Origin of the sequence: Pseudoalteromonas sp. MEBiC 03607, assembly GCF_004792295.1 — a bacterium.
Classification (GTDB): Bacteria; Pseudomonadota; Gammaproteobacteria; order Enterobacterales; family Alteromonadaceae; genus Pseudoalteromonas; species Pseudoalteromonas lipolytica_C.
On record NZ_SRRY01000001.1, the window covers coordinates 1,816,491 to 1,839,268 of the forward strand.

Annotated in this window: 20 protein-coding genes; 14 read left to right on the plus strand and 6 right to left on the minus strand. The window is 40.0% G+C overall.

What is annotated here, in order from left to right:
• The first annotated feature begins 179 nt into the window (after nucleotides 1-179).
• The 6 genes from E5N72_RS08320 to E5N72_RS08345 all read left to right on the plus strand — a co-directional run bounded on the left by E5N72_RS08320 (nucleotide 180) and on the right by E5N72_RS08345 (nucleotide 7,368).
• Nucleotides 180-479 (plus strand): hypothetical protein, encoded by a 300-nt coding sequence (locus E5N72_RS08320; RefSeq protein ID WP_135924035.1) that lies wholly within the window; start codon nucleotides 180-182, stop codon nucleotides 477-479.
• A gap of 179 nt (nucleotides 480-658) precedes the next feature.
• Nucleotides 659-1,504 carry an HDOD domain-containing protein gene (locus E5N72_RS08325; protein WP_135924036.1) on the plus strand — a complete coding sequence of 282 codons (846 nt, stop codon included), beginning with the start codon at nucleotides 659-661 and terminating at the stop codon, nucleotides 1,502-1,504.
• 563 nt (nucleotides 1,505-2,067) lie between these two features.
• On the plus strand, nucleotides 2,068-4,686 hold the full coding sequence (locus E5N72_RS08330; protein WP_135924037.1) for a TonB-dependent receptor: 2,619 nt from the start codon (nucleotides 2,068-2,070) through the stop codon (nucleotides 4,684-4,686).
• A gap of 70 nt (nucleotides 4,687-4,756) precedes the next feature.
• Nucleotides 4,757-6,268, plus strand: coding sequence for a family 10 glycosylhydrolase (locus tag E5N72_RS08335; protein WP_135924038.1), 1,512 nt, complete (start codon nucleotides 4,757-4,759; stop codon nucleotides 6,266-6,268).
• A 64-nt stretch (nucleotides 6,269-6,332) separates the two neighbouring features.
• Nucleotides 6,333-7,085 (plus strand): hypothetical protein, encoded by a 753-nt coding sequence (locus tag E5N72_RS08340; protein ID WP_135924039.1) that lies wholly within the window; start codon nucleotides 6,333-6,335, stop codon nucleotides 7,083-7,085.
• A 49-nt stretch (nucleotides 7,086-7,134) separates the two neighbouring features.
• Nucleotides 7,135-7,368: a hypothetical protein gene (locus E5N72_RS08345; RefSeq protein ID WP_135924040.1), complete on the plus strand. Its 234-nt coding sequence runs from the start codon at nucleotides 7,135-7,137 to the stop codon at nucleotides 7,366-7,368.
• Here the strand turns inward: E5N72_RS08345 and E5N72_RS08350 are convergent.
• Genes E5N72_RS08350 through E5N72_RS08360 form a run of 3 tightly spaced genes read right to left on the minus strand, consistent with a single transcriptional unit; the run spans nucleotide 7,365 to nucleotide 11,350 of the window.
• Nucleotides 7,365-7,745, minus strand: coding sequence for a diacylglycerol kinase (locus E5N72_RS08350; RefSeq protein WP_135924041.1), 381 nt, complete (start codon nucleotides 7,743-7,745; stop codon nucleotides 7,365-7,367). The genes E5N72_RS08345 and E5N72_RS08350 overlap by 4 nt on opposite strands.
• Before the next feature lie 20 nt (nucleotides 7,746-7,765).
• Nucleotides 7,766-9,397 carry a phosphoethanolamine--lipid A transferase gene (locus E5N72_RS08355; RefSeq protein WP_135924042.1) on the minus strand — a complete coding sequence of 544 codons (1,632 nt, stop codon included), beginning with the start codon at nucleotides 9,395-9,397 and terminating at the stop codon, nucleotides 7,766-7,768.
• A 9-nt stretch (nucleotides 9,398-9,406) separates the two neighbouring features.
• Complete coding sequence (locus E5N72_RS08360) at nucleotides 9,407-11,350, minus strand: LTA synthase family protein (protein WP_135924043.1); 1,944 nt, start codon at nucleotides 11,348-11,350, stop codon at nucleotides 9,407-9,409.
• Between the two features lie 174 nt (nucleotides 11,351-11,524).
• On the opposite strand from E5N72_RS08360, the gene E5N72_RS08365 reads away from it, so the two are divergent.
• From E5N72_RS08365 to E5N72_RS08380, 4 genes are all read left to right on the plus strand, one after another.
• Nucleotides 11,525-12,199: a response regulator transcription factor gene (locus tag E5N72_RS08365; protein WP_135924044.1), complete on the plus strand. Its 675-nt coding sequence runs from the start codon at nucleotides 11,525-11,527 to the stop codon at nucleotides 12,197-12,199.
• A complete protein-coding gene (locus E5N72_RS08370) occupies nucleotides 12,199-13,608 on the plus strand; it encodes an ATP-binding protein (RefSeq protein WP_135924045.1) in 1,410 nt (469 codons plus the stop codon). The genes E5N72_RS08365 and E5N72_RS08370 overlap by 1 nt, the downstream gene beginning before the upstream one ends.
• A gap of 78 nt (nucleotides 13,609-13,686) precedes the next feature.
• Nucleotides 13,687-13,875: a DUF3185 family protein gene (locus E5N72_RS08375; protein WP_135924046.1), complete on the plus strand. Its 189-nt coding sequence runs from the start codon at nucleotides 13,687-13,689 to the stop codon at nucleotides 13,873-13,875.
• Between the two features lie 66 nt (nucleotides 13,876-13,941).
• Complete coding sequence (locus tag E5N72_RS08380; protein WP_135924047.1) at nucleotides 13,942-16,116, plus strand: exonuclease domain-containing protein; 2,175 nt, start codon at nucleotides 13,942-13,944, stop codon at nucleotides 16,114-16,116.
• Between the two features lie 28 nt (nucleotides 16,117-16,144).
• Here E5N72_RS08380 and queC read toward each other — a convergent pair whose 3' ends face one another.
• The gene (gene queC, locus E5N72_RS08385) at nucleotides 16,145-16,825 is read right to left on the minus strand and encodes a 7-cyano-7-deazaguanine synthase QueC (RefSeq protein WP_276605834.1); all 681 of its coding nucleotides are present in this window, start codon (nucleotides 16,823-16,825) and stop codon (nucleotides 16,145-16,147) included.
• Between the two features lie 122 nt (nucleotides 16,826-16,947).
• On the opposite strand from queC, the gene queE reads away from it, so the two are divergent.
• Entirely contained in the window at nucleotides 16,948-17,613 is a 666-nt protein-coding gene (queE, locus tag E5N72_RS08390) for a 7-carboxy-7-deazaguanine synthase QueE (RefSeq protein ID WP_135924049.1), read from the plus strand.
• A 300-nt stretch (nucleotides 17,614-17,913) separates the two neighbouring features.
• Nucleotides 17,914-18,519, plus strand: coding sequence for a peroxiredoxin C (locus tag E5N72_RS08395; protein WP_135924050.1), 606 nt, complete (start codon nucleotides 17,914-17,916; stop codon nucleotides 18,517-18,519).
• 68 nt (nucleotides 18,520-18,587) lie between these two features.
• Here E5N72_RS08395 and E5N72_RS08400 read toward each other — a convergent pair whose 3' ends face one another.
• A complete protein-coding gene (locus E5N72_RS08400) occupies nucleotides 18,588-21,188 on the minus strand; it encodes a TonB-dependent receptor (protein ID WP_135924051.1) in 2,601 nt (866 codons plus the stop codon).
• 189 nt (nucleotides 21,189-21,377) lie between these two features.
• Nucleotides 21,378-21,857 (minus strand): SsrA-binding protein SmpB, encoded by a 480-nt coding sequence (gene smpB / locus E5N72_RS08405; protein ID WP_063700124.1) that lies wholly within the window; start codon nucleotides 21,855-21,857, stop codon nucleotides 21,378-21,380.
• A gap of 133 nt (nucleotides 21,858-21,990) precedes the next feature.
• Here smpB and E5N72_RS08410 point away from each other — a divergent pair, with 133 nt between their 5' ends.
• Both E5N72_RS08410 and E5N72_RS08415 read left to right on the plus strand, forming a co-directional pair.
• The gene (locus E5N72_RS08410; RefSeq protein ID WP_135924052.1) at nucleotides 21,991-22,431 is read left to right on the plus strand and encodes a type II toxin-antitoxin system RatA family toxin; all 441 of its coding nucleotides are present in this window, start codon (nucleotides 21,991-21,993) and stop codon (nucleotides 22,429-22,431) included.
• On the plus strand, nucleotides 22,428-22,754 hold the full coding sequence (locus E5N72_RS08415) for an RnfH family protein (protein WP_135924053.1): 327 nt from the start codon (nucleotides 22,428-22,430) through the stop codon (nucleotides 22,752-22,754). Before E5N72_RS08410 ends, E5N72_RS08415 begins: the two co-directional genes overlap by 4 nt.
• Nucleotides 22,755-22,778: the final 24 nt, after the last annotated feature.

Below are 22,778 nucleotides of genomic sequence, written 5' to 3' on the forward strand. Positions count from 1 at the left end.
ATAAAAAGCCTTAACGAATAACATGAAATAACCTAAAGCGATTAATAAGCTATTTATAAAAATATTTTAAATCAATAGCACTGTACTTTTTTCGTACTTGTTGTATCTTAAGTTGGTACGGGATTTTAAGGTTTAATTGAGTGTAAGCTAACACTCATTTGTTAAGTGGAGTAAAGGATATGCAAGCGCAAACAGTCAAAGAATCAATGGCAACTATTCAATCAGGTGTTGCAAAAGCAGATGGTAAGCTTTTAGTTACAGAGCAAGACATTGTTTTTGAGCCATTTAACAAAGAGTTAGGCCTAGGTCCATACACATTTTCACGATCGCAAATCAAAAACATTGATAAGTGTTCAGGTAAAGGCGCGGGTATTTTACCAATTACAGCTGATGGAATTCGTATTACGTTAAATAACCATGATGTATTTGAGTTTATTTTAGCAAACCCTGATGAGTGGCTAAGCGTACTTTCTCACTAAGTAAATAGCCAATAGGCGGCATATTAATTGACGTATTACTATGCCGTTTTTTTACGCAATGAATACTCTTTCTGCGCAACTAGTTGATCTCAAACAATACTAAGGTAAACCTCTTAGGCTACTTTACACATCTAAACCATTAAATTGCTCGTTGCTTATTAAAGGAGGCTCTTGAGCAAATGATCAACTTAGATGAACAACGCCTAGTTTCGCTCGAACGCGGTTTTCATATTCCACCTAAACCTGAATTATTGAGCCAAATTGCTGATGAAATGCAAAAGTCGGATGCAAGTTTAGATAAAATAGCCCTACTAATTTCAAAAGACATTAGCCTTTCGGCCTTATTGTTAAAAACTATAAACAGCCCGGTGTTTGGCTTGCAACGCACTATAAGTGATATACGCCAAGCCGCGATGTTTTTAGGCTTAGAGCAGCTTAATCGGTTGGTAACGATGGCCTTACTTAAGCAAAATTTTAATGGCAATGCCTGCATAAGCCTAGAGCGCTTCTGGGATGAGTCGCTTGAGGTTGCTAATGCTTGTGTGCTGCTCGGTAATAGTTATAAGTCATTAATGCCAGTAGATGAGCTTTATTCTTTAGGGCTTTTTCATAATGTGGGTATTGCCGCAATGGCATTAAAATTTACAGATTATGTCGAGGTACTTAAACAAGCAAATCTAGCTAAAGAGCATGCGATTACAGACCTTGAACAAGCACGCTACCAGTGTGACCACGCGGTGATTGGTTACTTTATCTCTGTTTCTTGGCATTTACCTAAGCCACTTTGTCACGTTATTTTAAACCATCATAACACGCACTTTTTAGCGCAAAATAATGATGAACAACAACGTATGGCCTATGCCATTTTAAAATGTGCAGAAAGTGCTGTGGATTATGCCCGTCACCAACAGTATTCAAGCGAATGGTTTAAAATCAAAGAGGCGTGTTTTACTGAGCTTGGTATTGTTGAGCAAGATTTTGCTGATATGGTCGAAGATTACGTCGACAATGCGATGGCAAGTTAAAGCCATTTAGTTTTATTTCCTCTTATCTTAACTTCGATGAGTTTGCGAGTGGTGAGTTTTCATCACTCTTTTTTAAATAGGCAGAAACTATTCAATATTAAATTTTCTGGTGTTAGCTGAGTTTTATTTTTCCAAAGAGTCCTTAACATTTCATGTGCTTGTAATAGGCACTAGCAGCGTTTGTTTTATAGACGTTTATTACCCATTCCCATTGATTCTTAGTTTTGTTATTGAATAAAAAATTCCCCAAAACAAACACGCGAATGTAATTCTTCAATTCTTAAAAAATACCTATTTTATAAAACATTAATATAAGTTAATGATTTTAAGTGTTTTTTAATCTCGAGGTTGCTTGCAGTATGTTTTTTGTCTCTTTTTTGGAATTTAATATTGTTAATATGAAAAATTTAAAGAATAAAATATCTTGATTTTATAAAATATTACTACTATTGTAGCCGCAATGTAACAATAAAGTTGTTACCAATTGTTGTTCAAAAGAGCATTTATGTAGTTTGTAGTCACAAAATCTCTCACTTTTTAAAAAACGATAGGGTTACATTTCCATGAATAAAAAATTCTCCACGCTAACTGTTTGCATCAAAAAAGCATTGCTCCCAACTCTTTTACTTGGAACATGTGCACCAGCCTTTGCAGCTGATCAACAAGATGAAAAAAAGAAAGTTACAAAAGAAGATATTGAGCTGATAGAAGTTCGCGGCTATGCGGCGTCAGTTGAGAAAAGTATTAATATGAAACGCTTTTCAAACAGCGTAGTTGATGCAGTTTCTGCTGAAGATATTGGTAAATTTCCTGATCAAACAGTTGCAGATGCATTGCAACGAATTCCTGGCGTGCAAGTAGAGAAAGACTTAGGCGGTGAAAGCGACCGAGTGAGTATTCGTGGTACAGCACCTCATTTAAATATAACGCTGTTAAATGGCCAAAATGTGGCTTCTGCAACGGCTTCGGCATCAATTACACGCCCGTCGCGTGGTTTTAATTACTCATTATTACCAGCAGAAATGGTCGATACTCTCGAGGTTTATAAGTCTGCTGAAGCTGACATTGATGAGGGTTCAATTGGTGGCACTGTTGTAGTAAAAACACGTAAACCGCTTGATAGTGAAGCTAACTATGCAGCGCTTTCAGTAAAAGCATTCCACTTTGAAAACGCAGATGAAACTAAGCCATACGTGTCTGGTTTATATTCATGGAAAAATGAAGCCCAAGATTTTGGTTTTAATGTTGGCTTCGTGCACAAAGAAACAGCAACGCAGCGTGATAGTAAAGAAGTACGTTTTGGATATCGCAGCACAGATGCTAACCAAGATGGTAATGCAGAATTTTATCCTGGGGCAGTGGGTTACAACCGCTACGCAAGTGATAGCGATTTAGATACCGCAACAGCGACATTCCAATACGCTGCAAATGATAACCTTGATTTTGTTTTCAATAACTTATATTCAAAGTCAGAACATGAATCATATGGCACGTATTCAAGCGGTTTTATCCTGCAAAATATTGCTAACATTGAGAACCCCGTTATCGTTGACGGTACGGTTGTCGCCGGTGATTTACCAGCACACAATAACTTGGGTTATTATGGTAATGCGGGCTACCGTGGTGAATTTAAGACTCAAGCTCATGATTTAAAAGTGACTTACAAAGCAGATGATTACACTGTTACAGGTCAGCTAGGTTACAGTAAAGCTGACGGTGAGGTGAGTGATGTTTATTCAGAGTACTATGCCAATACAAATGCGTCATTTACGTTAGAAAATGGTACGCCAGATGTGACTTTATCGGCAGATTTAAGCCCACAAGATTACCGTTTAGATTACAACCATAAAAATGACATACTCAATGACTCTGATGAGCTTTATGCGCAGTTTGATGTTGAATATTTATTAGACACTGGTTTTTTCACTGCAATTAAAGCGGGTGTAAAGTACCGTGAGCATACAAAAGCTGCCAGTTTGATCAAAGCTAACTATCCAAAAGTGTCAGCAGCAGGTGAGAGCTTTAATTTGGGTATGTTTGCAAGCGATTCTACTAGCGACGGCATTTTATGGCAGTTTGATAATAACCAGTATGCAGATTGGATCTCGTCTACTAGCCCAACATCAGGTCCTTATGAGCACCTTGACTACACCTTCGATCTTGAAGAAACCGTTACAGCTGGCTACGTCAAAGCCGTGTTCGAGCACAATAAGTGGCGCGGTAATATGGGCGTACGCGCGGTTAAAACAGAGCTTGACTCTCGTTCAGTTGAGTACACAGGACGTAGTTTTGCGCCTGAAAATATTCAAGATGTATATAGCTCAAATAGCTACGATGACTTCTTACCAAGTGTAAACATTAATTATGACTTTACGGATGATGTTGTGCTTCGCTTTGCTGCGGCTAAAGTAATGTCTCGCCCTGATTACGATTTTTTATCAGCGCGTAAAAGTGGCTACTGTGCAGCGGCAACAGGCTGTAAAGGTTCACAAGGTAATCCAGACTTAAAACCTTATCGTTCGACTCAATATGATTTATCAGCTGAGTGGTACTTTAATGAGTCATCAATATTGTCATTAGCTTATTTCTACAAAGATATTGATTCGTATATCACCAATACAACGATTGAAAAGCAGTGGACATGGACAGACCCTGATACTGGCGTTGAAGAGGTTCGTGATTTCTTAGTGACTCAGCCTCAAAATGGCCTAGGTGGTGAGAATTCGGGCTTTGAAGTGAACTACACTCAAAAGCTTATGTATGGTTTTGGTATTCAAACCAACTATACATATTCAGATGCTGAACTAGAGCAAACACCGGAGCAAAAAGCCGCAGGTGAAGAAGCTGTGTTGCCAAACAACTCAGAAGATACTTTTAATGCGACGGTTTATTATGAAAACACTGCTTTCAGTGCCCGTGTTTCTTATACATATCGTTCAGAATATTTTTATACTAATTACCTTGGCTTAAACCAGTATAAGGATGGTTTTGGTCAATATGATTTAAATGTTAGCTATAACATTTCTGAAGATTTTAATCTTATTTTCCAAGCTATTAACTTAACAAATGAAGAGCAAAAAGCGACTTCAGGTAATAGCACAGGTATGCCAGATGCTAATCGTCCATTAGCAATTCATGATTATGGTCGTCGCTTCTTGATTGGCGCACAAATGAAGTTCTAATACTCATTTGAGTTTAGTGAAATTGAAGGCACAGCAACATGATTGCTGTGCCTTTTTTATGAGGTTGATCATGTATTTAAAAATTTTATCGCTTTTGAGCATGTGCTTGGTTTTAAGTGCGTGTAGTTTATTGTCAAAAAATGAAACAACGTATACTGAAAAACAACTGCTTGGTACGATTTACCAACCACAGGTCGCAAGGGAGTTTCGTGCTGCTTGGGTTGCCACAGTAGCAAACATTAACTGGCCAACTGAGCCTGGGTTAGCTGTTACAGAGCAAAAACGGCAAGCGATTCAAATTCTCGATAAATTACAACAGCATAACTTTAATACTGTGATTTTTCAGGTACGCCCGCAAGCAGATAGCTTCTATCAGAGTAGTCGTGAGCCTTGGTCTTATTATTTAACTGGCGAGCAGGGCAGAGCACCAGTACCATTTTATGACCCGCTACAGTTTTGGATTGAGCAAGCACATAAGCGTGGCCTAAAGATACATGCGTGGTTCAACCCTTATCGAGCCCATCATCCTGATGGTGGCCGTGTGTCTGAACACTCTGTGGTCACACGTATGCCAGACCAAGTGGTAAAACTAAAAAATAGTACTTATTGGTTTTTACCAACCGATCAAGATGTGGTTGCTCACACCTTAAATACATTAACGGAACTTGTTAAAAATTACGATTTAGATGTTATTCACTACGATGACTACTTTTATCCTTACCCTTCTTATAATGAAGGCGAAGATTTCCCTGACGCATTACAATATCAGGCTTATGTAAAAGCGGGCGGCAAGTTAACAGTTGCAGATTGGCGTAGAGAAGCGGTCAATCAATTTGTTAAACGCCTTTATGCTCGTGTTAAAGAAACTAAACCCCATGTGTTAGTTGGCATTAGCCCATTTGGTATCTACAGACCCAATAATCCAGACTCAATTCGTGGCATGGATCAGTACGAGAAGCTCTATGCGGATGCTAAGTTATGGCTAAACGAGGGGTGGCTTGATTACTTAACTCCACAATTGTACTGGCCAATAAACCAGTACGCGCAAAGTTATCCACTGCTGGTAAATTGGTGGCAAACACAAAACACCAAACAACGTCATTTATGGCCGGGTATTAACGCACTTCGGTCGTTTGATACAGCGGGTGTCGATGAAGTGGTTAATCAGCTCATGATTAACCGAGGATTTTTAGCATCGCCAGGGACTGTTTTTTGGAATGTTGCGGCGCTTGACGGTAGTCGATTAATGAGTGATGCGTTAGCAAAAGGCGTGTTTCAGCACCAAGCATTAATACCGCAAACCCCTTGGATAGACATGCCAGCGGTTGAGCCATTTAAAGTTTCATATGAACGTTCAGCAAATCACATTGAGCTATCTTGGCAGCATGTAAATGAACCACAAGTAACGCAGAGCTTGGTGTATTTTAAATACGGTGACGATTGGCATTATCAGCTTTATGCAAACAATAAACATACGCTCAAAGTTGCTACAGAAAAAGAGCAACAAACATTAACAACAATTAAAGTAATAGCCGTTGACAGATTAGGTAATCAGAGTGATGCAGTTCAATTAGAATTTTAGTTGAGGCTGTACTGCGTGTCCCCTAATTTGTTACGCTTTATAAAACTAAAAAATGGATTCTAAAGTGAAAGCAGTTTTGTTAAGTGCAATCGTACTGATTGGTAGCTCTTATTCATCATGGGCTACTGCCGCAACAAAGCATATCAAAATAGTAAAACCTGTGGTTGCAGCGTTTAAAGCAGGGGATAAAGCGGCGATTGCAGAACGAGTCCACTATCCATTGCAGCGTAAAGCCCCTCTTAAAGACATTGAGAATAAGCAAATGCTTATCGATAAATTTGAGCAGGTATTTGATCAGCAATTTGTTGAGTCGATAGCTAACTCAAATATTCGTCATGATTGGGAGATGATGGGTTGGCGCGGCATTATGTTTGATTCAGGCAAACTTTGGTTAGACTTTGATGGCTCTATTTGGGCTGTGCCCTATCAATCAGATGCAGAAAAAACATTACGCGAAGCGCTTATTGAAGAGCAAAAACAAGCTTTACACGAAACCCTTCGCGAATTTACTCAGCCGATACTAACTTGGAAGACAAAAAAGCATTTAATTCGTATTGATGAGTTGGCAGAAAATCAATACCGCTATGCGGCTTGGGATATTGAACAATCAATGCTGGATGAGCCAAGATTGGTGATAACAGGGGGCACGTTAAGCTTTGATGGTAGTGGCGGTAACCATTTTTATACATTTATGAATAACGGCTATCGCTATGTGTGTCATGTTATCGTGCTAGGTACTGAACAATCTCCGGCAGGGCAATTAGAAGTATTTAAAAATAATGTACAGATTTTGTCTGAGCCTGCTTTGGGTTTTTAGGTGTTTTTGCTTACTTTGAACTACACTTACTTTTTTAAAGGAGTAAGTTATGAGTACAAAATTTTGGATTTTAAGAGCCACTAGAGTTTTCACGCTGGTGGCTATTTTATTGTTTATGGTAGAAATCCTTAAAGGTCACGACACACAAAGTGCATTGAGTTTTGCATTACTTTGGTCATTTATTGCAACGGCAATTTTTATCGCAACCCGTTTATATCACTCATCAAAAGGGCGACATTGTGCACTTTGTAATGACACCCCGGATGATAAAAAAGCCAGTTAACTTAGGTTGTAAACAAATACACCGCCCCATACTAGCGCACAAATTGTAAGAGCAATAAGTACGGCTGCTGACCCCAAGTCTTTAGCTAGGCCTGATAACGGATGAATTTCAAGGCCTATGCGGTCTATTGCTGCTTCAATTGCCGTATTGACCACTTCAGCAAACATCACAAATAGCACAGATACAAGCAGCATGATTTTCTCATACAGGGTAATTTGCCAGATAAAAACCACGGCTATGGCAAGGACCAATAGTATCAGCTCTTGTTTAAAAGCAGATTCATGTTTTGCTAACCACGTGAATGCACGTTGGGAATTTTTAAATGCAAGGCGAATACGTTTAATGCCTATGGGTTTGTTAGTGCTATCAAATTGCATAGTATGAAATCTCTATTTCGTTAGCTTTGTTTTGAGCAAGCATAAAAAATGTCTTGCTCAGGATTATATTTAGTACTTCCGACATGGGTTAAGCCAAGTAGGGTGTCAAAAATGTTATCGTGTGAAAAAGCATGGTTACGCTGTTGTTCAATACATTGGTTAAAGCGGCTATCGGCTAGCTTATTACTCCAAAATAGCATAGGCACTTGAGTTTGCTCTTTTGGCGCTAATGCATATGGAAAACCGTGTAAATACAAACCTTTTTCACCTAACGACTCACCATGATCAGAGACATATAGCAGTGATTTATCATCCGCTTTACTGTCTTTAAGCAAGTTAATTAGTTTACTCAGCACTAAGTCGGTATAAGCAATGGTATTGTCATAGGTGTTTGTGAGTTGCTCGCTGCTACAATTTTGGATATCGCTACGTGGGCAGTCAGGCAAAAATTTAGTGTCTTTTTTTGGGTAGCGGCGATAGTAGGTTGGCCCATGTGAACCAATCATATGTAACACCACTAGTTGGTGCTTTGCATTACTCTTGGCAAGTGTTGCTGCTAACTCATCAACGAGTACCTCATCAAAACAGTAATGGCCATCACAAAGTGGATTGCTCTTTGTCGGTTCTATCGTTTGTGATTTAACACGTACACAAACCCCTTTGCAGCTGCTGTTATTATCAATCCATGTTACTTCAACTCCACTTCGTTGAATGATATCAAGCGCATTCTCTTGGCTTTGTGCTATGCGTGAATCATAGCTGTTGCGGTCTAATCGAGAGAACATGCAAGGTACAGAAATTGCGGTTGCTGTACCGCATGAACTAACATTACTGAAATATTTTACCCCAAGCTTAGGTGTATTTTGATTGGTTGGTTTTTCATAACCTTGCAGTGAAAAATTGGCAGCTCGTGCTGTTTCGCCTACTACCATAATGGTGAGTGAGCTTTGCTGCTTAGCCAATAAATGCGGTGTTTTATCTAATACTTTAAATGGTAAAGGTGGATAAAAATAATTATCGCGCAAGTACTTATAACCTGCAGTGTAAAATGCAAAAGGAGTTATGTAGCTCGTTAATTGGCGGTTATTACGCCCTACAGAGGCATAATCTTTATAAAATGGTACCGCAATAATGGCTACAACGATAACAGCTGCAAGGTTTAATAGCGCAAAGCTTTTTAGGCGTTCGCGAAAGTGGCCAACAATCTTAAAGCGAGAAAACAAATAGGCTGGCAGCACCCCAAGCACACCAATAAAAGCGATCACTTGTACATTCAGGTATGAAAATGCCTCACCTGAATTTGTTTCTAAGACATTTTGCAGCATGCTTTTATCGAAGATCACGCCATAGTTCAAAGTGGCATAAAACAGCAGTGACGAGAGCACCACGCTTGTCAAAAGTATGGGCTTTACAAAGGTGATTAACGACAGCCAACTTAGCACCATTGCCGTCAATGCCAATAAGAAAAACGGCACGGTTATTATGAATAACCAGTCGACATGCCCAGGCTTGGCTGCCGCCTCAAAGACGTTATATAAAAATAAGCCGTTAAAAGCGATAACTAAATATAAAGACACTAGCCAGACAAATTGGCTGTAGCTAACGGGCCATTTTTTAGTAAAAAGTTGTTTGATTTGCATACTCATAGTCATTCCTCATCGCTATGATTTATTCGGTAAGCGATACAGCTTTTCGGTATAAGCAAGATTGCTAAATAAGACATGAGCCAGCGCTTTTTTGGCAAGGTTTAAGTCAGTGGTTGGTTTATCAATGGCAACTTGGCTTTTATTGGTTGTGTCATAACGCCAATAACTCACTTTTTGGTTTGGCATTAGTATTACCGCCTCACCATTTTCTACATAAGCAAAGTTGTCGTAATACTGCATCATGGCGCGCTCAACAGGGTATTGTTTAGTTAAGTCATAGCCAAGCATGGGAGTTGCTTGCCCTACACCTAATAAAGACAACAAAGTAGCAGGTAAGTCTATTTGGCTGACTAAGCGAGTATCGCGCTTTGCTTCTACATCACTGTTTAGGATCACAGCAGGAATATGGAAAGATTTAAGCGGTACAGGCTCTGAGCCAAACACCCTCACATCATGATCAGCAACCACTAAAAATACCGTGTCTTGCCAGTAATTTTGTGTTTTTGCCTTTGCGATGAATTTACCTAGTGCATAATCAGCGTATTTAATTGCTAGGTCGCGTTTGTAGTTTTCTGGGTCATGGCCATCAGGTAGCGTTACTTTACCTTCTGGTATATCGAATGGGTCGTGGTTACTTGACGTAAACACAAGGCTGAAAAAAGGCTTGCCCGTTTTATTTAACTCGTTTAGCTCTTTATCAGCTTGATTAAACAAGTCTTCGTCGCTTACTCCCCAAGATGAGATAAACTCTGGGCTTTGTATGTCATTAATATCGACAATATCGCTAAAGCCATTCCCTAAGAAAAAGCTTTTCATGTTATCAAAATGGCTTTCACCGCCGTAGATAAATTGGGTGGTATAACCGGTGCGGGTTAATACATCGGCAAGAGAAAAAAAGTTGTGCTGTGATTTAGAAAGTTTTACCACAGAGCGTGAAGGAGAAGGAGTAAACCCCGTTGTAACTGCTTCGATACCACGAACAGAGCGTGTGCCAGTAGCGTATAAATTATCAAACCCCCAGCCTTGTTGATAAAGTTTATCAAGCTCTGGAGTCACGCCAATGCCACCTAACTCACCAACAAAGCGTGCGCCTAAGCTTTCTTCTAAAATGATAACTAAATTCTTTTGTTTGCCGGTGTTAAACGGCTGGTTGTTAGCAAGAGTAGGAATACTCTCAGTGATAAATTGCTGTTTATAGGCGGCTTGCTTGACTGTTTGTAAAATTTCATCACGTGGCATGGTGCCATACAAGCTACTGGCATTTTTTTCATTGCCCATATTTTTAATAGCAAATGCGACACTGTAAGTTGAATTAAGGGCCAAGGAGTTAACCAGCGAGTCACTTGAAAAGTACACTAACGCAGGATTTAACGGGCGATGACTTACAGTACCTCTTGCGCTAATTAAACAAACTAATAAGGTGGTAACGAGTATTACAACTTGGCTAACTTTTTTAGTGTTTTGTTGTTTACTAAATGCTGCGCTTATAAAGCGATACGTAAACACACAACTTAATGTTGCAATAATTAAGCTGCTTATCATAGCCAGCAGATGGCCATTTAACAGCATAGAGAATACTTCTTGAGGATAATCTAGGTATTCGACAAATAAGCGATTTGGTCGCACATCGTATTGGTTAATAAACGCGGGTGTCGAAGCTTCAACAACCACGATTAAAGTCACAACTAGGCTGCTATAAAGAGTAAAAGCATGTTGAAATAAAGTGGTCTTACTGCGCAAAAACACGTTAGCAAGTAACATCAAAACAGCTAAGGCTGATAGGTAACCAAGGCTACTTAAGTCGATTCTCAGGCCACCCATTATCACCGCTAAGCTATCGCCATCAACGAGCCGTTGCTGTTGCCATAACAGCAAGCCAATTCTCGACAGCATAAAAACTGCCATTAATAATAAGGTAAAACGAAACAAAGGTTTTAAAACGGAGAGTTTTGCTGTCATAGTCGTACTTACTTAATCGAAACTACGGCTATAGTAGGAAGCAAAACTTAAGAAATCCTTATGGTAATCTTAATATTTTCTAAACCAGAAAAACTTCAGTAAATCTTAAGTGAATCTTAAGTTTGGTGGCGTAACCTGATGACGTAAAAGTGTTTTTACCTATTTGAGTAACATATGAAATTGTTAATTATTGAAGATTCAGTGTCATTAAGACGTAGTCTACGAATTGGCCTTGAAAACCTAGGTTTTACCATTGATGAAACTGGCGATGGTGCTGAAGGACTTAGTATGGCAATGACAGGAGATTACGAATTAATCATACTCGACATTATGTTACCCAGCATTGATGGTATTACCTTATTACAAACAATTAGAGCAAAGCAGCTCGATGTGCGTGTGCTGATTTTATCTGCCAAGCAAGAGCCTGAAGACAAAGTGAAAGGGCTGCTGACAGGGGCCGATGACTACCTAACAAAACCATTTTCGTTTGATGAGCTTCATGCAAGGTTATTAAACTTGATGCGTCGCGGTGGCTTGAAAACAATCAGTGATGTGATCCGCATCGATAACCTGTCTTTGAACTTACAATTAAAACTGTTGCAAGTCGGTGACACTGTCATCGACCTTACGCCCAACGAATACAAAATTGTTGAGTGCTTATTTAGCAATCAAAATAAAGTGATTACATCAGAAAAGTTAAGTACTTATATTGCAGGGCAATATGACTTGGTTTCGAAAAACTCTATTGAGGCGCATTTATCATCGGCACGTAAAAAGGTTAGAGCGGCAGGTGGTGAGTTACCTATTCAAACCAAGCGCGGCTTTGGTTACATAATTCAAGGAAGGTGATGAAATCAATTCGCAGTAAATTAGTTTTTACTCTATCCATAGCTATAACAGGGCTTGTTTTAGGTATTTTATTAGCCACAGATATTGCCGTCGACAGTTGGATAGATAATGAGTTTAATCGTGGCTTACACTCAAAAGCTGGTATGCTAATGACACTGGTGCATGAGGACGACCAAGGGATAGGTTTTAACCACCCAGGTGAGTTTATGCCAGAGTTTGATGGCCGAGTTGAACCTGAGTATTTTCAAATGTGGACTGATGAGGGCGTACTTATTCGCTCACCAAGTCTTGATTTATTTCCAGTAAAGAGCCTTAAGTTTCAAGAACTAAAACTCGGTGAAGCGAAAATAATGACCACCCAGTTACCAGATGGTCGAGATGGACGGATCATTTATACTCGCTTTCAACCGCAGTTTGATCCACATTCGCACTACAGCTCTTATGATGGGGTGAGTAAGCCGAACTTTAAAACACTCACGTTGGCTTATGCCGCATCTTCCGAAGAAGTTGATTTTATATTATGGCTTATCGACATTATTTTTGTGGTAACCACAGTAACAGTCATTGTCTTTATTCGTTTATTTGTGCGTAAATCGGTCGACAGCTCGCTAGCACCACTCAATAAATTAAATCGTGATATAAGTAAGCTCAGTATCGCTGATAAAAACGCAATAATTGTTGTTAAAGAACCAGTTAAAGAGCTGCAGCCGATTGTAAATAGCTTAAATGCCTTTATTCAAGAAAATAGGCAGCTTTACTTTCGCGAAAAACGTTTAACCTCAGACATCGCTCACGAACTAAAAACCCCTATTGCTGAGCTAATCAACATGACCGAAGTGGCAATTCGTTTTCCTGATGAAAAAGAATTTGAAGCCGATTTTAAACCCGAGGTACTAAAAATTAGCCAACGGTTAAAAAGCATTGTGTCGAACTTATTGCTACTGCATAAATACAGTAATGAAGCCTTACCAAAACAAGACGCATGTGATTTAAATCAGGTCATAATGCGCATCTTAGAAAAGTGCGATTTAGAGCGAGTTGAATTTGCACTTCAAGAAGATATACCGGCGATTGTTAGTAATCTATTTGCACTTGAATCAATCATCACCAACCTTGTCAATAACGCCAAACAATATAGCCCAGAAAAGAGCGTAGTGACTGTAAGTACGCAGTTGAATGACGAGGGTAAGTTGCAATTCTCTGTTACTAATGAATTAAAATTATCCTTAACAGATGAAGATATTAGCCAGTTATTTGATCCACTATGGCAAAAAGACAGTGCCAGAACGTCTAATGATAACTTCGGTTTAGGTTTATCCATTGCCAAGGCGTTAAGTCGAGCAATTGGTGCAGAGCTTCATGTTTCGTTAAGTGGGCAAAACATAATCTTTAGTTTGATTATTGCTTAAGGTTTTGCAGCTAATTATTTTATGTGCAAAACTGTTCGTACTAACATGTAATAAAAAACAACAATAAGGAACAACACAATGGGAAAAATTATAGGGATTGCTTTAATTGTTATTGGTGTAGCACTCGCGGTTTGGGGTTACAACGTGTATGACTCGGCGAGTGCGCAAATTAGCCGAACTTTTAGCGGCGATACGCCGATTGAAGCTTGGTTAGGTATGGTGGGTGGCGCAATTTGCGCGGTTGTGGGTATTTTAAAAGTTAAATAGCCTCAAATATTGAAATCGCTTAGCTAATACCTGATACTGTAATTATATACAGTGTCGGGTTTGGCTATGAAAACACAATTACCAGCAAAATATTATTTAAGTCACTTCTTTGAGCTTGCTGAGTTTATTCAATCTCAGTGCAGGCATCTGCTTTTAGCAGAGCAGCTGCAATTTCTTAAAAAACTCCTTCAACTTGATGAGCAAAGCTTGTGTACTTTGCTGCGTATTTATTCTCGTAAGCCAAAAATTGTCGCATTGTCATCATTAAATTATGAAGAGATCCCTAATCTTCACGGTGCTATTTTTAAGTTAAAACAACAAGGACTGGTAGCGCATCCTAACAACGACGAATTAGATCTATTGCTTGAACATTTAACAAAGCCAACCCTGTTAACCTTATTAGCAAACGATGCGTTAATGGCAACTCAACCTGATTACAAAAAGTCAGCCAGTAAACAGAGCTTAACCCAACTGTGTAAACAACATATCGATCGTAGCCACGCTGATTTAGAGGCATTGTTTAGTCAGTTTGTAGTTAATAGCCGAGACCAATATTATGAATATTTTGAGTTTTTATACAGTGGCCGACTGAGTGGCGGCGATATAAATCATCAAAACCGATTTGTGATGCGTGACTTAGGAATTGCAAAAGTGCGTAGCGATGTCAGCGAGAGCTTATCGCGTTTTCAAACGCTAGCCGAGGCACAAACACATTATCAATTAAACCAATTACGCATGCAGTTTAAGCAAAGCGAGTCACAAACACAGTATCAAAACTTAGCCCATGCGCTTTTAGCTATCAGCTGTGAAGATGAACTAGCCCAGAGTATTAAAAATAAGTTACTTATTCGCCTATACAAACAACTCAAAGAGCATAACTTAGCATTTGCATTTGAGTTACTTGAGCACTGTGAAGGCAGCAGTGAAGCGCAAGAGCTAGCTATTCGCCAGCGTTATAAGCAAGGAGATAAAGACTGGGTTGAGCAAAAGCTTGAAAGTATTATTCAAGACCCACTTGATGATGGCATTTTGTATTTTGCTGAAGATTTTTTACAGCGTAAATATAACAAGCAACAACGTTCACGCTTAACACAAATGCTCATGGATACAGAGCATCAATTAGAGGTTGATGATATTTACCGTGGCGATGTAGAGCAAGGAGTGTGCGAGCACTATCAACAGCTTGGTAACACGGTATTTTTTACTGAGAATAATCTTTGGTTGAGCTTCTTTACCTTAACGTTTTGGCAAGAGCTTTTTATAGAGACTCCGCACCCGCCGTGTAATGAATTTGATATTTACCCAAAGGTGTTGCAGGCTGATTGCTTTTACACTTTGCAACAAACACAAATTGAGCAAAAGCTTGCAAATTTCACTAGCAATGAAGCCTTGTATAAACATGTCTGCAAAAATGCAGGGCAGTTTTACGAAACACCTAATGGTGTTTTTATGTGGCATAGCGATATTTTAGAGCCGCTAGAGGTATTAATAAAACACAGCCCGCTTGCAAATTTAAAAGCGCATTTATTACAAATGTCAAAAACCTTTAAGCAGCTAAAAGACGGTTACCCAGACTTGATGGTGCTAAAAGGGGATAAGCTCACCTTTGAAGAAGTAAAAGCCCCTGGCGACAAACTAAGACGTAACCAACTTGTCAGTATTGAGGTGTTAAAACAGCAGGGCTTTGCAGTAAACATCGTCGCAGTAAATTGGTTTAATGATCCGAACCGTATTTATAGTGTCGTTGATATAGAAACCACGGGTGGCGTACAAGGTAATAATAAAATCACCGAAATTGCAGTTGTGCAGTTACAAGCGGGCGAAGTGATAAAGCAATGGGCAAGTTTAATCAATCCTGAGCGAAGTATTCCTGCCTTTATCACTAAGCTAACAGGAATTAATGCTGCGATGGTGCGTGATGCTCCTCGCTTTGAAGAGGTTGCCGATACACTGCGTTCACTTTTAAAAGGCAGTGTTTTTGTTGCCCATAATGTGAATTTTGATTACGGTTTTATTCGCAAAGAATACAGTGCAATCGGGCAGGGCTTTAAAATGCCAAAGCTATGTACAGTGGTTGAGTCGCGCAAGGCATTTCCAAAGCTTAAGTCTTATTCACTCGGTAATTTAGCGGCACATTTTGAATTGAATTTAACTAATCATCACCGAGCATTAGCCGATGCGACTGCCACTGCAGAGCTGCTAAAACTTATCCAACAAACACAATCAAAAAAGGCGAGTTAATCTCGCCTTTTAAACTTAAACGTTATGGTTATTCGTACTCGATAGGGTCGGTAACGTTATTTAATGCGAAAGCTTCTAAGCGTTCTTGGCAGGCACCACATTTGCCACAGGCTTTGTCGCGGCCGTTGTAACAGGTCCATGTTTGGCTGTAATCAAGACCCATTTTTAAACCGTCTGTTAAAATGTCGATTTTGGTATTGTTTAAGTACGGGCTGAAAATCTCAACAGCGTCGTAATTAGCAATACGGCAAACATCATCCATTTTTCGCACAAACTCAGGGCGACAATCAGGATAAATAGCATGATCGCCTGAGTGCGCACCGTAATAAACTTTGCTGGCTTTTAAAGACACCGCATAACCCACAGCAAGTGAAAGTAAGATCATGTTGCGGTTAGGCACAATTGTGCTCTTCATGCTTTCTTCTTCGTAGTGACCTTCTGGCACGTCAATATCGTCGGTCAGTGATGAACCACCAATCAATTGGTTGATCGCTGAAATATCAACAATTTTATGTGAAACACCTAATTTTTCACATACTTGAGCGGCAACTTTAAGCTCTTTAACATGACGCTGGCCGTAGTCGAACGACAGGGCATACACTTCGTGGCCTTGTTGCAGGGCTTTATTTAATACGGTAAACGAGTCCATACCGCCGGAATAAATAACAACTACTTTTTGCGTCATAACTGTTTTGCTCTTACTTTTGATAGAGGTTTACTTCAGGGCGCGATATACTACACGGCTCGGGCCTAAATAACAATTTTTGCCAGTGTTTTTGGTTTATCTGATGGTATGTATTTTATACCGTCGTGTCGTAAGTGAGATGTCTTTTGTACAAAATTAACGAAGTGTTTGAAACAATTCAAGGTGAAGCGAGTTTTACGGGTACACCTTCAATCTTTTTACGTTTACAAGGCTGCCCTGTAGGCTGTGCTTGGTGTGATACGAAGCAAACATGGGATGTTGATAATGTATATAAAGTGTCTCTTGATGACACGGTCGAGAAAAAAGCGGATTCTGATCATTGGGCAGAAGCATCAGCAGAGCAAGTATTAGCATTATTTAAAGAACGTGGCTATAACGCTAAACATGTGGTGATCACCGGTGGTGAGCCTTGCATGTACGACCTAAATCCAGTGTGTGAATTATTACATGCAAACGGCTACTCAACTCAAATTGAAACCAGCGGCACATTTGAGATTTTAGCGCCTGAGCAAACATGGGTGACCGTATCACCAAAGATTAATATGCGTGGTGGCTATAAAGTACTGCGCAGTGCGATGCAGCGTGCTGATGAAATTAAGCATCCTGTTGCAATGCAAAAGCATGTTGAAGAGCTTGAAGACTTATTCTTAAAAACGGGTGTGAATCCACGTTTAGTGTACCTTCAACCAATTAGTCAAAAGCAGTCAGCGACCAAACTTGCTATTGAAACATGTATTGAGAAAAATTGGCGTTTATCAGTTCAGGTGCATAAGTACTTAGGGATTAGTTAGCCTGCTGATGTACTGATTAAAGATGCGTGTTGTGCTCTGTAGAATATATCTTTGAAAGGGCACGCTCTACTCTTTAGTCAGTTGTTCATTCATTAATATTCAATGGATAATGAGTAACTTAGCTAAATCAATTTTTCCGATTGGTGATATCGATATTTCCGATTGTTCATTTCTCTGTAACCTCTTTAAACTATCTTACAAAATATCAGTGCTTACTCTTGGTTTTTAGTTTTTTGGAACCATATAAAGGTAAGTATTGCTTATGCAATTGGAAATAAACTCAAATATTTGGAGATAAAAATGGGTGTATTAGTTGGCCGTCAGGCACCAGACTTTACTGCAGCAGCTGTTCTAGGTAACGGTGAAATCGTTGAAAACTTCAACCTAAAAGAAACTATCAAAGGTAAAAAAGCAGTTATCTTCTTTTACCCGTTAGACTTCACTTTCGTTTGTCCTTCAGAGTTAATCGCTTTCGACAAGCGTTTTGAAGAGTTCCAAAAGCGTGGCGTTGAAGTAATCGGTGTTTCTATCGATTCACAATTCTCACACAATGCATGGCGTAACACTGCCGTTGCTGACGGTGGTATTGGTCAAGTTAAATATGCACTAGTTGCAGACGTTAAACACGAAATCTGTAAAGCATACGACGTTGAGCACCCAGAAGCTGGTGTTGCTTTCCGTGGTTCTTTCCTAATCGACGAAGAAGGTAACGTACGTCACCAAGTAGTTAACGACCTTCCACTAGGCCGTAACATCGACGAAATGATCCGCATGGTTGACGCGCTAGCGTTCCACAGCGAGCACGGTGAAGTATGTCCAGCAGGTTGGACTGAAGGTAAAAAAGGTATGGATGCAAGCCCTGAAGGTGTTGCTAAATTCCTTTCTGAAAACGAAGGCGACCTATAATTTAGGCCTTTGTTAGCGAATTAAAAAACCCGCCAATTGGCGGGTTTTTGTTTTTAAGCTCAACGAGATTAATTAAAGCGCATTGTTAGCTTAGTATAGAAATAACGACCACGTGGGTTATGTACGCTCGATACATAGCCATATAAGTCGCCATCACCATCGCCAATTGCGAACGGAGGATCTTCATCAAACACGTTATTCACACCCACAGATAGTTTGATTTTATCTGAAAAGTTATACGCAGTTTGTAAATCAACCAGTGTTTGCGAATCAACCATACGTGATGTGTTGCTATCAAAGTCTAAGTTTCCATCAAAGTCGATGTCTGGTGTATCTTCAAACTCGCCTGTGTAGCTAACGTTCACATTGGTATTGAAGTCACCCATTTCCCAATTTGTTGAGAAAATCCAACGGTTTTCAGGATAACGGTACTCGCCTGTGTAATCGCGGCCATCTTTTTTAAATTCGTTTTGGTATGCCCATTCTAAATTGAATTTTAAGAAGCCGTAATCGTTCATAGCATGAGTGTAGTTTGCCGACACATCAACACCCGATACTTCTTGCGATGAAACGTTTTCAAAGGTGCTGTAAACTTTTTGGATTACCCCTAAACTTTGACCATTTTGTGGTGCCAAACGCACACACACAGTGCTGTTTTGATCGTTACAGTTGTTATCATAGATAGGGCCGAACTCTTGTTCGTCTATCTTATTATCTTGTGTAATGCTCCATACATCGATTCCAAAGCCAAACTCAGCGGTTGGTGCCCAAATGAAGCCCATGTTCCATGACTCTGATTCTTCAGCTTCAAGGTTCGGGTTACCCGCAAATTGGATATTGTAATCTAGAGCATTACAATCCTGTCCCGTTGCCTGACAACGATAAGTATCTACAAAGAACTGACTTTCTTCAGATGGACCTAAACCAATCTGTGCCAGTGAAGGAGCACGGAAACCTTGAGCCCAAGAACCACGCACAGTAATTGAATCTGTTGGTGCCCAGCGCACAGCTACTTTAGGGTTTGTTGTTGAACCAAAGTCACTGTAATCATCGTAACGACCTGCTAATTGCAGCTCTAAGTTTTCTGCTAACGGAATTGAAAACTCAATATAAGCAGCATACTGATCGCGCTCTGCTGCAGCTGATACAGACTCAGTACCAAAGATTAACCCGCGTTGGAATTGGTCATCTGGAATATCGCTCACATCTTCTTCACGGTATTCAATACCTGCAGCCATCATCACTACATCATCGCCAAAGCTAAATGCTTCACCACTGATATTTGCATCAAATGATGTCATGTGAGATTCGCCGCGGCGAACTAAGCTTGTGGTAATACGATCAATAACTGCTTGGTCATTATAGGTGCCACCGAATGGGTTATAGTTACCTGCGTCAATTTCTTGTTGTAAGAAATCAGTGCGCACCCAACCTTGGCTTCTATCGCCTGTTTGCATTGATTTACTACGGCCTTTTTGAACTGCCGCTTCCCAGCTCCAGTCACTGATCTCACCTCTTAAACCAGCAACAAAACGTAACGTATCTGACTCAATGTCCCATTGACGAGGGCCTGCATCTACCGTTCTGTAGCGACCAATCTCGATATCTTGGCCAAATGGGTTATTTGGATGACTTGCTGGCACTGTTAAGCCTGCATCTTCATCAAGAGGGGTAGGGGCACCAGCTGCTTGCGATGTATTATGTTGTACAGCCACTTCTAAGAAAGCTGAAATACCGTTATCAAAGTTGTATTCAAACTGTGATATAGCACCAACACGCTCTGACGCCGGAGTTACATAACCAAATGGACCGTAGTCAAATAAACAGCTCCCACTTGCTGTGGCATTTTCTGCCGGGCATGCAGGGTCAATTGTTTTTTCGCCATCTACGTAAAAGTAGCCAGGGAAGCCACGCGATGAACGAAAATCCATGCCGCCATAAGGTTCTTGATTTGCAGTACCTAAGCGACCCATTTCATCAGAAGACAGCGCTGTGTTGTTAAAGTAGTCAATAATGATTGACGCACTGCTTTTTTCAGTACTCGTACCCCAAACTAGGCTTGCCGTTTTTTCTTCGTAGTTAGGACCATCAGTACCGCCGTAACCTAGGTTTACTTCCAGACCATTAATATCTTTCTTTAAGATGATATTAACTACACCTGCAACTGCATCAGAACCATAAATTGCTGATGCGCCATCCTTTAAAATATCGATACGCTCAATAGCAGAGACTGGGATTGAGTTGATATCAACAAATGAATTGGTAATGCTTTCTGCAAAGGCACTAATAGATACACGGCGGCCATTAATTAGTACCAGTGTTGCATCTGAACCTAAGCCACGAAGACTCACTGCAGCGGCACCATTTGCTGTTGAGTCTTGGTTATTACCGCGCGTAGAGAAAGTTCCATTACCTGCAACTGGCATACGCTCCAATAGTTGCTGTAGATTGTCGTAACCCATATTGTCGATATCAGCACGACTAATAGATTGTACCGGTGAAGGGCCTTCAATATCAGAGCGCTTAATGCGAGAACCTGTAACTTCAATACGCTCGACCTTTTCAGCTCCATCTGATTGTGCGGCAACAGACATAAAACTTGTGCCACTTAACGCTGCAATTGTAAATGCATAGAGAGGTCGCTGTATAAAGCGGTGGGTGTTCTTCATAAATTTCAATCCTTGTTTAATTGTGAAAGTATTGTGAAAATATCACAGTAAAGATTGATATCATGTAAATGATATTGTTTGAAATAGCAAAAAAGTATGGGTTTTTAGAAAGGGTATTGATTTATTTGTAAAAAGCGAGAGTTTATAAGGGATAAGAGCCTAACCTTAAGTTAGGCTCAAAGAGCAGAATTATGCTTTATGTTTCATTAGGCGTTCTTTTTCACGCGCCCAATCTTTGTTTTTTCCGTCTTCGCGTTTGTCGTGCATCTTTTTACCTTTAGCAAGGTGGAACTCCAACTTCACCCAGCATTTTTTCCAGTACATTGCAGTTGCGATTAAAGAAAACCCATCGCGTTCTGTGGCACCGATAAGACGATCGATTTCACGCTTATTTAAAAGTAACTTACGATAACGAAGAGGATCGCAAATCACGTGAGTAGAAGCACTATTGAGTGGCTGAATTTGACTGCCAAGTAAAAATGCTTCGCCGTTTTTAATATGAATATAAGTCTCAGAGATGTTTACTTTACCAGCTCGGATACTTTTTACTTCCCAGCCCTGTAGTTCAACCCCTGCTTCGAACTTATCGTGTAAAAAATACTCATGGCGCGCTTTTTTGTTAAGCGCGATGGTATTACTTGTCGATTTAGATGATTTTTTCTTAGCCATAGTGGCTCATATTATACGTAAAAACAGCGTTTTTACATCGCTTTTTTAAGGCTTTGCATAAATTTTCACGCTACTAAAATTTGGGGAAATAGCCAAAGCTTGCTAAAATTCGCCGACACAGTTGGGAGTGAATATGCCGCAGATAGAAAAAAGTGCGCTGGTAATGTACAGCAGTAAAGAAATGTTTGATCTTGTGAACGATGTAGATGCGTACCCAGAGTTTTTGCCGCATTGCTCTGATGCGAAGATAATTGCACAACAAACCAGCGGCATGACAGCAAGCTTAGAGATCTCGAAAGCAGGTTTGAAAAAGTGGTTCACCACCGAAAATACCTTTATTGATGAGCAAACGGTTACGCTACGCTTAGTGGATGGGCCGTTTAAAAAGCTACAGGGTAAATGGCAGTTTTTACCTCTAGATGAGCAAGCATGCAAAGTGCACTTACATTTAGAGTTTGAATTTGCCAGTAAACTAATTGAGCTTGCTTTTGGTAAAATATTTAACGAAGTTGCTAAAAATATGGTGAATGCGTTTACTCAGCGCGCGAAAACTGTTTACGGAGCACGCACATGATTACTGTTGAAGTTGTATATGCGCTACCTACCACAGCGACAAGTTTACTTGTTGAAGTACCGGTAGGGACCAGTGCAGAGCAGGCGGTGATAAAGTCAGGTATTTTTGACAAATGTCCTGAAATCGATGCTAACAATTTAACATTAGGGATCTGGAATCGAACCTGCAAATTAAATCAGCAGGTTAAGGATGGCGACAGAATAGAGATTTATCGCCCATTAATTGCAGATCCAAAAGATGCACGCAGACGCCGAGCAGAAAAAGCAAAAGAAGAAGGCCGAGCAAACAAAGTAACGGGCGGTCGTCCTTTAAATAAAGCATAACAAAAAGGGTAGCTAAGCTACCCT